Consider the following 7,485-nt stretch of genomic DNA (forward strand, 5'->3'; position numbering starts at 1 on the left):
AGCGACCATTGGGGGGCTGGGATGTGGGATCTGCTGCACGCGTGGCGCGAATGGTTCGCCGGTCACGACACGGCGCAGCTGCGCATGTTCGGTATCGCCGTGCTGTGGTGGGGGCGGATCGGGAAGACGCTGGAGTTCGTCGGCGGGCTGACGGTGGTCATCGACCTGCTGGGACGGCAGCGGATGGAGGTCTTCCACGCTTCCTTGCGCCGCCGACGCCGGCGGCTCGGCCGCTGGATACCGCGGTGGGTGCGGACCGTGCTGCGCCGGCCGGCGCCCGAGCCGCCGCCGGTGGAGCAGCCCCGCCCCGACGCCCACGAAAAGGGGCTGCGCGTCGCCTGGTTCCTCGGCACGGCGGTGCTTGCCTTGCTGCTCTTCACGGTCGAGCGCTTCGGGCAGGCGCCCACCGACGACCTGATGCCGTTGCCCATCCTGGTGCTGTTCGTCGCGCTCATCGCCCCCACGATCGGCGGCTTCGTGGTGGGTGGCGGCGGGTACGTGCTGGGCCTGCTACTGGTCGAGGCCTTCGTGGTGACGACGCTGGGCCAGCTCAAGACCCGCGAAGGCCTCGAATCGCGCCTGAAGTGGATCGGCTTGATCATCTTCGTGTTCGGCTTCTCGCTGGACCTGCTCTCGTCGTAGGGTCGGGCCATGGCGATGCTGCGGTTCGACGACGAAGGCGCGAAGCTCACCGAGCGGCTTTACGCGAGCCCCGACGTCGTGGCGCAGCGGGACACGGTGCTGGCGCGGCTGGCGCCGCGGCCGGGCGACCGGGTGCTGGACGTCGGGTCGGGGCCGGGGTACCTGCTGGAGTCCATCGCACGGGCCGTGGGCGCGTCAGGCGCCGCGCACGGGCTGGACCCGAGTGACGCGATGAACGAGCTCGCCACCGCGCGCACGTGTGAGCTGCCCTGGGTGCGCCTCGACGAGGGCGAAGCGACCGCGCTGCCCTACCCGGACGATGCGTTCGACGCGGCTGTGTCCACGCAGGTCTACGAGTACGTGCCCGACGTGCCCGGCGCGTTGGCGGAGCTGCGCCGAGTGCTTCGCCCCGGTGGGCGCGTGCTGATCCTCGACACCGACGCCGACGCGCTCGTCTGGCACACCGCCGACCGCGCCCGCCACCGCCGGATTCTCGACGCCTGGGACGAGCACCTCGCGCACCCCCGGCTGCCACGCATCCTGCCGGCGCTGCTGCGGCGCGCGGGCTTCCGCGTGACCGGGCACCACGTGCACCCGATCCTGAACCCGGAGCTGACGCCCGATTCGTTCAGCGCGACGCAGATGCACATCATCGCCGAGTTCGTGCCCGGCCGCGGCGGCGTCACCGACGCCGACGCCGAGGCGTGGCTCGCCGACCTGCGAGAGCGCGCCGATCGAGGCGAGTACTTCTACTGCCTCAACCGGTACCTCTTCACCGCCGAAGCGCAGTGACCGGCGCGGTTCCCGCGGGCGGCCGCGAGCCGGGTGCTCACGCGCCGAAGATCAGGGCCACGATCCAAACCAGAGCGAAGACAACGAGTCCGGCGACCGCCAGGAGCCCGACGCCGACGTACACCCACGCCACGGCCATGACGACGCTCAGGTGCAGGACGCCGAACGCGCCCAGTGCCGCGAGCACGGCCAGCCCCGTCGCCGCGACGACGGTGAGGGCGATCGGCACCACCGGCACCGGGTTCAGCGGCACGATCGAGAGCAGCTCCGCCGGAACCCGCGCGGTGCGCTCCAGCGCGATCATCCCCGCCAGTACCACGCCGGCCACCAGCGCCGCGGCGAGCAGCAGGAGGAACGCCCCCGTCGCGGCGGACGGCCCGTCCGGCGCCTCGGAGACGATCTCGAGCGCGCCCCACAGGGCCGCGACCATGCCCGCCACCCCGGCGAAGCCCACGAACAGGCTGCTCGATTCGAAGCCACGGGAACCCCACCGGCAGGCCGCCCGGTAGCACACCGTGCTCACCACGAACCCGAGCACGGTGGCGGCGCTGCCCGCCACCAGCAGCCACCCCTGAAGGCTGCCGACGACCCCCGCCTGTGCCACCGCCGGAATCCGCCCCATTTTCCCAAATTACGGGGCCCGTGCCGGGCAGGACAAGCCGGTTCCGGGCGCGGCTCAGCTCGCGATCTCCTGCTGCCACCGCGTGATCCAGGCGGAGAGGTTCTGGGAGATCGCTTCGCTGTCGAGCTGGATCAGCGCCGAGATCTCCTGCTGTCCGTAAGGCACGTAGTTCGCGCTGAGGAACGGCTGGGGCAGCGTGACCTTGCTGTTGGTGGGGCCTTCCGCGATCGCCTGCACGAACTTGCCGTTGACGGCCGAGGAGATCTGGAAATCCAGGTATGCGTGAGCGTCCTTCGCACGGCTGGTGGCCGCGGGCAGGCACATCGCGGACAGGATAGCGGTGGCGCCCTCCTGAGGCCGGACGAAGGCAACGGGCGCGCCGCTGGATTTCAGGGCACTCGTGCGGTCGGCGTACCAGACGCCGATGTCGGCCTCGCCGCTCGTGAGGAGCTTGCTCATCTCGTCCGGAGTGCTGTAGATGGCCGCGAGACTCGGTTTCAGGGACGCGATCGCGGCGAAACCGGGGTCGATCGCGGTCTCGCTGCCACCGTTGAGCCGCGCGGCCATGGCGAGGAAGTGGTAGCCGGCGGTGCCGCTGACATTCGAGATCGCGACCTTGCCGCGATACTTCGGGTCCCACAGGTCTTTCCACGACTTCGGCGGCGTTTTCGTGAGTCAGACAAAAACCAACCATCTGTGCGAATTTTCAGGTCACGACTTTCGTAGCTAACCCACGCCCGGCGCCGTCTGGTCTTCTCAGGGTCGAGATCCTGCAGGTCCCCGAAGGGAGAAGGCGAATGAGGGCAGACGTGAGGCGCGTGGTGGCCGCGCTGGCCGGCGTGGTGGCGGCGGGCGTGGTGGCCGCGGCGGGGGCGCCCGCGGCGTCCGCCGGGCAGGAGCCGCTGATCGTGGGCGGGACGCCCACCACGATCGACGAGTTCCCCGCCACGGTGATCTTCAACGTGGACGGCGCGCAGCACTGCGCGGGCAGCCTGGTGGCACCGAACAAGGTGCTGACGGCCGCGCACTGCACCGACGGCGTGAAACCCTCGCAGATGGAGATCATCGGCGGGCAGACCGACTTCTCCGACACCACCGGCGAAAAGGCCGGCGTCACGGACGTCTGGCAGAACCCCGACTTCACCATGCAGGGCATGCAGCACGACAACTCCGTGCTGACGCTGGACAAGGATCTCTCCTTCAAGCCCGCCACGCTGGTGCAGTCGGCTGACGACCCGGCCTACCAGACCGGTGCGGACGTCACGGTGGTCGGCTGGGGCACCACGTCGGAGAACGGCGACGTCTCGGACGGGCTGCTGAAGGTCAACGTGCCGGTGGCCGACAACGCCACGTGCGCTGCGGCCTACGAGAAGATCGGCGACAACTTCGACAAGGCGTCGATGTTCTGCGCGGGCGTGCCGGAAGGCGGCAAGGACTCGTGTCAGGGCGACTCGGGCGGCCCGGCCTACGTCGACGGCAAGCTGGCCGGCATCGTGTCCTGGGGCCAGGGCTGCGCGCGCGAAGGGTTCCCCGGCGTGTACACCAACGTGGGCAACGACTACCAGGTCATCAGCTCCCACATCGGCTGACCACCGCCCCGCCGGCGGGCTGCGAACGAGCCCGCCCGCGGGGTAGCGTGTGCCACCACCCGACCGGCCCCACCGACGCGGCGGCCGGGCGGAGGAGGCGTGATGGAGGGCATGACCGTCCGGCTGGACACCCGCGACGTCGACCTGGCCCGCGCCCAGGTGGCCGGCTCTTACTGCCCCCACGACCTCACCCCGTGCGGCCCGGCGTTCCACGCCCGCCACGCCGAAGCGTCCGGCGACGAGCTCGGCGTCTTCTCCCTGTCCTACGGCGGCGATCGCGTGCAGGTCGATCCCGTGCCGTTCGGTGACTTCGTGCTCTTCTCCCGTCCGCTCGCCGGCGAGCTCACCGTCGGCGACGACACCCGCGTCGCCGCCGGGCAGACCGTCGCTCTCGACGCGCGGTCCGCGCACGCCCTCACGTTCGGCCCCGGCTGCCGCTCCTGACCGTGAAGCTCCCCGGCAAGCTGCTCGCCCGCGCGGCGGCCGTGTCCGGCCGGGCCGCCGACATCCGCACCGGCCCTGCGCTCGACCCCGCTCCGTGGGACGCGGTCACCCGGTTCGTCGTCCGCGAGGTGCTCCCCCACGGTCTGCTGAAAGCACCGTTCGGCACGTCGGTGGCGCAGCTCGTCGCCGTCGCGGCGCTCGACTCGTTCGGCGGCTCCGCCCCCACCCGCCGGCACAGCAACGCGGCCGAGGTGGTCCGCCGGGCCTGCGAGTACATCGACGCCCACGCCGGCGCCGCCGTCGGCCTGCTCGACATCGCCGCCGCGGTCGACGTCGCCCCACGCACCCTGCAGGACCACTTCCGCGAACAGCTCGGCACGTCCCCGACGGCCCGGCTGCGGCAGGTCCGCCTCGAACGCGTGCACGCCGGTCTCCTGGCCGGCGCCGGAAAGTCCGTGACCGAAGTCGCGACGCGCTGGGGCTTCGGCAACCTCGGGCGCTTCGCCGCCGACTACCGCCGGACTTTCGGCACCACCCCGTCCGACGATCTGCGCCGGGCCTGAGCGCCGCGCGTTCCGGCCGAACCGCGGATTCCGGACAGCCGCGGCCAGGCGCCCGGATTACCTTCCCCGCCAGCCCACCACCGCCTGCGAAGGGAAGACGCCATGGCCACTCTCGTCCTCGTCCACGGATCCTGGCACGACGGTCCGCTCTGGGAACCCGTCGCGAAGCACCTGCGCGACCGCGGCCACGAAGTGCATACTCCGACGGTCGCGGGCCACGGCAACGGCGTGCCCAAGAACGTCGACCACAACGATTGCACGCAGTCGATCGTCGACGCCATCACCGCCGCCGACCTGCACGACGTGGTCCTGCTCGGCCACAGCTTCGGCGGCACCGTGATCGCCCGCGTCGCCGAGGAGATCCCCGAGCGGCTCAAGCGGCTGATCTTCTGGAACGCCTTCGTCCCGGCGCCGGGCAACAGCCTCAACGACGAGCTCCCGCCCCACTACCGCGAGATGTTCGCCCAGACCGCCGCCGCGAGCGACGACAACTCGGTCGCCATGCCGTTCCCCCTGTGGCGCGAGGCGTTCATCCAGGACGCCGACGCCGAGCTGGCCGCGTCGACGCACAAGGAGCTGTCCACCGAGCCGTACCAGCCGTTCCTGGACAAGCTCGACCTCACGCGCTTCTACGCAAGCGACATTCCCAAGAGCTACATCAACGCCACCGAGGACACCGCACTGCCGCCGGGCGAATGGGGCTGGCACCCGCGGATGTCGGGCCGGCTCGGGCTGTACCGCCTCGTGCAGCTGCGCGGCAGCCACGAGGTCATGTTCACCGCACCGGACCGGCTCGCCACCGCGATCGAGGAAGCCGCCCGCGACTGACAGGTCAGGCGCCGTACGTCGCCTGAGTCACCGCGAACACGTTGCGGTTGCCCGCGCCTTCCTGCAACGTCCACAGTAGATCCGCGTTCGTCGCGTCTTCCCAGTACGACAGGCTTTCGCCGCTGGAGATCCACGTGTGCGTCGCCGGGCCGGTCGCCGGGGTCCAGTAGTAGAGCTTCTTCTGGCCCGAGGAGTTGAACCACCAGCGGCTGTTGTGCGAGGCGACGCCGTTGAGGTTGTACCAGGGCAGCTGCAGGGCCTCGCTCGCCGTGGTCGTGGCGGCGAACGTCGTCGCGCCCGCGGCGAACGGGAACCGGATCGCGCGCGGGGCGCGGTTCGGGTACGCGGTGCACCCGGACTGGCAGGTGTACTCCGCCATCACGATCGACTTGCTCACGCGGTCGAGCGAGATCGACGACCACGCGAGGTTGGTGCCCGAAGTGGTCTTCGAGGTGATCGTGCCGACCTGCGGCAGCACGTAGGCGTAGTTGTGGGCGTAGTACACACTGCCGGTCTGGTGGCCGATCTGCCCGGCCGTGCCGCCGGTGTCGGTCTTGAGGATCTTGCGCAGGTCGAACACGCGCATGCCGTGCCCGGTGTCGGCGACGTAGAGATAGTCGCCGTACCAGGACACCCCGCCGGCGTGGATCGGGATGTCCTTGAAGTCCGGCGCGGCCGCGGTGCCGGTCGGCTCGACGAGGAGGATCTTGCGGTACTTGTTCGGGTACGTCGCGTCCCAGTCGACGAGCGTGATGCGGCTGCGCGCCTGATCGCCGTCGCAGCCGTCCTTGGTGTACCAGCTCACGAGCACGAGCTGGTGGCCGTCGTAGTTGCCGCTGTTCGCGGTGCCGACGGCGTCGCGGCTGGTGGTGATGCCCTGCGGGTAGTTGGCGCAGTCGGAGTTGTCCGCGCTGTCGAAGCGGAACCCGTCGGACAGCCCGGCGACCGACACCGACGACGGAAGCGCCGTGCGGTCGTGGTTCGCGTTGTCCATCACCGTGTGCACGGCGGCGGTGCCCAAGGTCGAGACCAGCGCGGTGTTCACGGTGTCGAACTGGTGGTAATCCGCGCTCAGGGTGTACTGACTCGTGGGCAGATTCGTGGGCGCCGTCGCCGCGAACGCCTGCGGCGACGCCACCACCGCTCCCCCGACGAGCACCGCGGCGGCGACAACCGCCCGCGAAGCAACCAGAACACGACGACGCACCGACATGAGACCCCCCAGGACTCGAAGCTACGTTCGCGGCCACGCTAGGCCTGGGTGGCGGGGTTCCGCAATACCCCTAATGCCGCGCTTGGGTTCACAGCGAGTCAGGGGTACACCCGCCGGTCGCCGACTGTCCACTCAGTACTCATCTGCCGGCTGCCTCAGCGCGCCGACACCGCGGACGCGTATTCGGCGGCTGTGACACTGTCGCGCGTCGGCGCAGCCGCCACCACCGTGGTGGCCGTGGCGCGCTCCGGCTGCCTGCCGCGCCGCGATCCCGACAACCGGTTTTCACCGGTGGTGAAGCCGTTTGTTCACAGCAGAGCCACTTCCACGCCCGTATCCGCAGCAAGCCCGACACCCCGCACCGATTCGCGCCGCACAGCTCAAGACTCACCCCTCGGCCCCATCAACGCGTACAAACCCCGCCGGCCCGACAACGGATCCTCAGCCGCCGTTACCCCGTTGCGCGCCAGCAAAGCCGCCTCCACGCCCGTGGCGGCGGCGTGCCCGAGCTGCGCCGCGCCGAGCGGTGTGCCCTTCACCGCGGACAGCCCGGAGGCCTGGGTCGCCGCAATTCCGATGGCGTGGCGCAGGGCCGGGCCGCGCAGGTCGAGGACGCGGGCCGCCGCTGCGGCCGCGGCGACCGTGCCCGCCGTGGTTTCGAGGCACCAGCCCGCAGCGGCGTGGTCCGGGCCGAGGCCGTCGGCCACCGCGCGGGCGACCGCGTAGCCGGTCCTACCTGTGGGAGCAGGTCTGGGAGCGGGAGGCGTGGCTCGACATCATCCGGAGGTTCAT

Annotated in this window: 8 protein-coding genes and 2 pseudogenes; 6 read left to right on the forward strand and 4 right to left on the reverse strand. The window is 70.8% G+C overall.

What is annotated here, in order from left to right; translation table 11 throughout:
• The first annotated feature begins 21 nt into the window (after nucleotides 1–21).
• Both AB0M56_RS39765 and AB0M56_RS39770 read left to right on the forward strand, forming a co-directional pair.
• Nucleotides 22–642 (forward strand): hypothetical protein, encoded by a 621-nt coding sequence (locus AB0M56_RS39765; RefSeq protein WP_364185977.1) that lies wholly within the window; start codon nucleotides 22–24, stop codon nucleotides 640–642.
• A 9-nt stretch (nucleotides 643–651) separates the two neighbouring features.
• A complete protein-coding gene (locus tag AB0M56_RS39770; RefSeq protein WP_364185979.1) occupies nucleotides 652–1,434 on the forward strand; it encodes a methyltransferase domain-containing protein in 783 nt (260 codons plus the stop codon).
• Between the two features lie 37 nt (nucleotides 1,435–1,471).
• Here the strand turns inward: AB0M56_RS39770 and AB0M56_RS39775 are convergent, their stop codons facing one another.
• Nucleotides 1,472–2,056: a hypothetical protein gene (locus AB0M56_RS39775; protein WP_364185981.1), complete on the reverse strand. Its 585-nt coding sequence runs from the start codon at nucleotides 2,054–2,056 to the stop codon at nucleotides 1,472–1,474.
• 54 nt (nucleotides 2,057–2,110) lie between these two features.
• Nucleotides 2,111–2,716 (reverse strand): annotated as a pseudogene (locus tag AB0M56_RS39780) (extracellular solute-binding protein); the annotation flags it as partial.
• 137 nt (nucleotides 2,717–2,853) lie between these two features.
• Between AB0M56_RS39780 and AB0M56_RS39785 the strand changes: the two are divergent.
• The 4 genes from AB0M56_RS39785 (at nucleotide 2,854) to AB0M56_RS39800 (ending at nucleotide 5,480) form a co-directional block, all read left to right on the forward strand.
• Nucleotides 2,854–3,645, forward strand: a complete 792-nt coding sequence (locus AB0M56_RS39785; RefSeq protein WP_364185982.1) for a serine protease — start codon at nucleotides 2,854–2,856, stop codon at nucleotides 3,643–3,645.
• Nucleotides 3,646–3,747: 102 nt separating this feature from the next.
• Nucleotides 3,748–4,089 (forward strand): hypothetical protein, encoded by a 342-nt coding sequence (locus AB0M56_RS39790; RefSeq protein ID WP_364185983.1) that lies wholly within the window; start codon nucleotides 3,748–3,750, stop codon nucleotides 4,087–4,089.
• A 2-nt stretch (nucleotides 4,090–4,091) separates the two neighbouring features.
• Complete coding sequence (locus AB0M56_RS39795) at nucleotides 4,092–4,652, forward strand: helix-turn-helix domain-containing protein (RefSeq protein WP_364185985.1); 561 nt, start codon at nucleotides 4,092–4,094, stop codon at nucleotides 4,650–4,652.
• Nucleotides 4,653–4,754: 102 nt separating this feature from the next.
• Complete coding sequence (locus tag AB0M56_RS39800) at nucleotides 4,755–5,480, forward strand: alpha/beta fold hydrolase (RefSeq protein WP_220239446.1); 726 nt, start codon at nucleotides 4,755–4,757, stop codon at nucleotides 5,478–5,480.
• Nucleotides 5,481–5,484: 4 nt separating this feature from the next.
• On the opposite strand, the gene AB0M56_RS39805 is transcribed toward AB0M56_RS39800, so the two are convergent.
• Nucleotides 5,485–6,693, reverse strand: a complete 1,209-nt coding sequence (locus AB0M56_RS39805) for a hypothetical protein (RefSeq protein ID WP_364185986.1) — start codon at nucleotides 6,691–6,693, stop codon at nucleotides 5,485–5,487.
• A gap of 380 nt (nucleotides 6,694–7,073) precedes the next feature.
• Nucleotides 7,074–7,412, reverse strand: a pseudogene (locus tag AB0M56_RS39810) (MmgE/PrpD family protein); the annotation flags it as partial.
• Between the last annotated feature and the right edge of the window lie 73 nt (nucleotides 7,413–7,485).

It is taken from the genome of Amycolatopsis sp. NPDC051372, assembly GCF_040682095.1.
GTDB lineage: Bacteria > Actinomycetota > Actinomycetes > Mycobacteriales > Pseudonocardiaceae > Amycolatopsis.

What these genes read in the sequence shown, in the direction of transcription:
- AB0M56_RS39775 (WP_364185981.1), bottom strand. Translation starts at nt 2,056, where the DNA reads ATGGGGCGGATTCCGGCGGTGGCACAGGCGGGGGTCGTCGGCAGCCTT.
- AB0M56_RS39805 (WP_364185986.1), bottom strand. Translation starts at nt 6,693, where the DNA reads ATGTCGGTGCGTCGTCGTGTTCTGGTTGCTTCGCGGGCGGTTGTCGCC.
- AB0M56_RS39790 (WP_364185983.1), top strand. Translation starts at nt 3,748, where the DNA reads ATGGAGGGCATGACCGTCCGGCTGGACACCCGCGACGTCGACCTGGCC.
- AB0M56_RS39765 (WP_364185977.1), top strand. Translation starts at nt 22, where the DNA reads ATGTGGGATCTGCTGCACGCGTGGCGCGAATGGTTCGCCGGTCACGAC.
- AB0M56_RS39800 (WP_220239446.1), top strand. Translation starts at nt 4,755, where the DNA reads ATGGCCACTCTCGTCCTCGTCCACGGATCCTGGCACGACGGTCCGCTC.
- AB0M56_RS39785 (WP_364185982.1), top strand. Translation starts at nt 2,854, where the DNA reads ATGAGGGCAGACGTGAGGCGCGTGGTGGCCGCGCTGGCCGGCGTGGTG.
- AB0M56_RS39770 (WP_364185979.1), top strand. Translation starts at nt 652, where the DNA reads ATGGCGATGCTGCGGTTCGACGACGAAGGCGCGAAGCTCACCGAGCGG.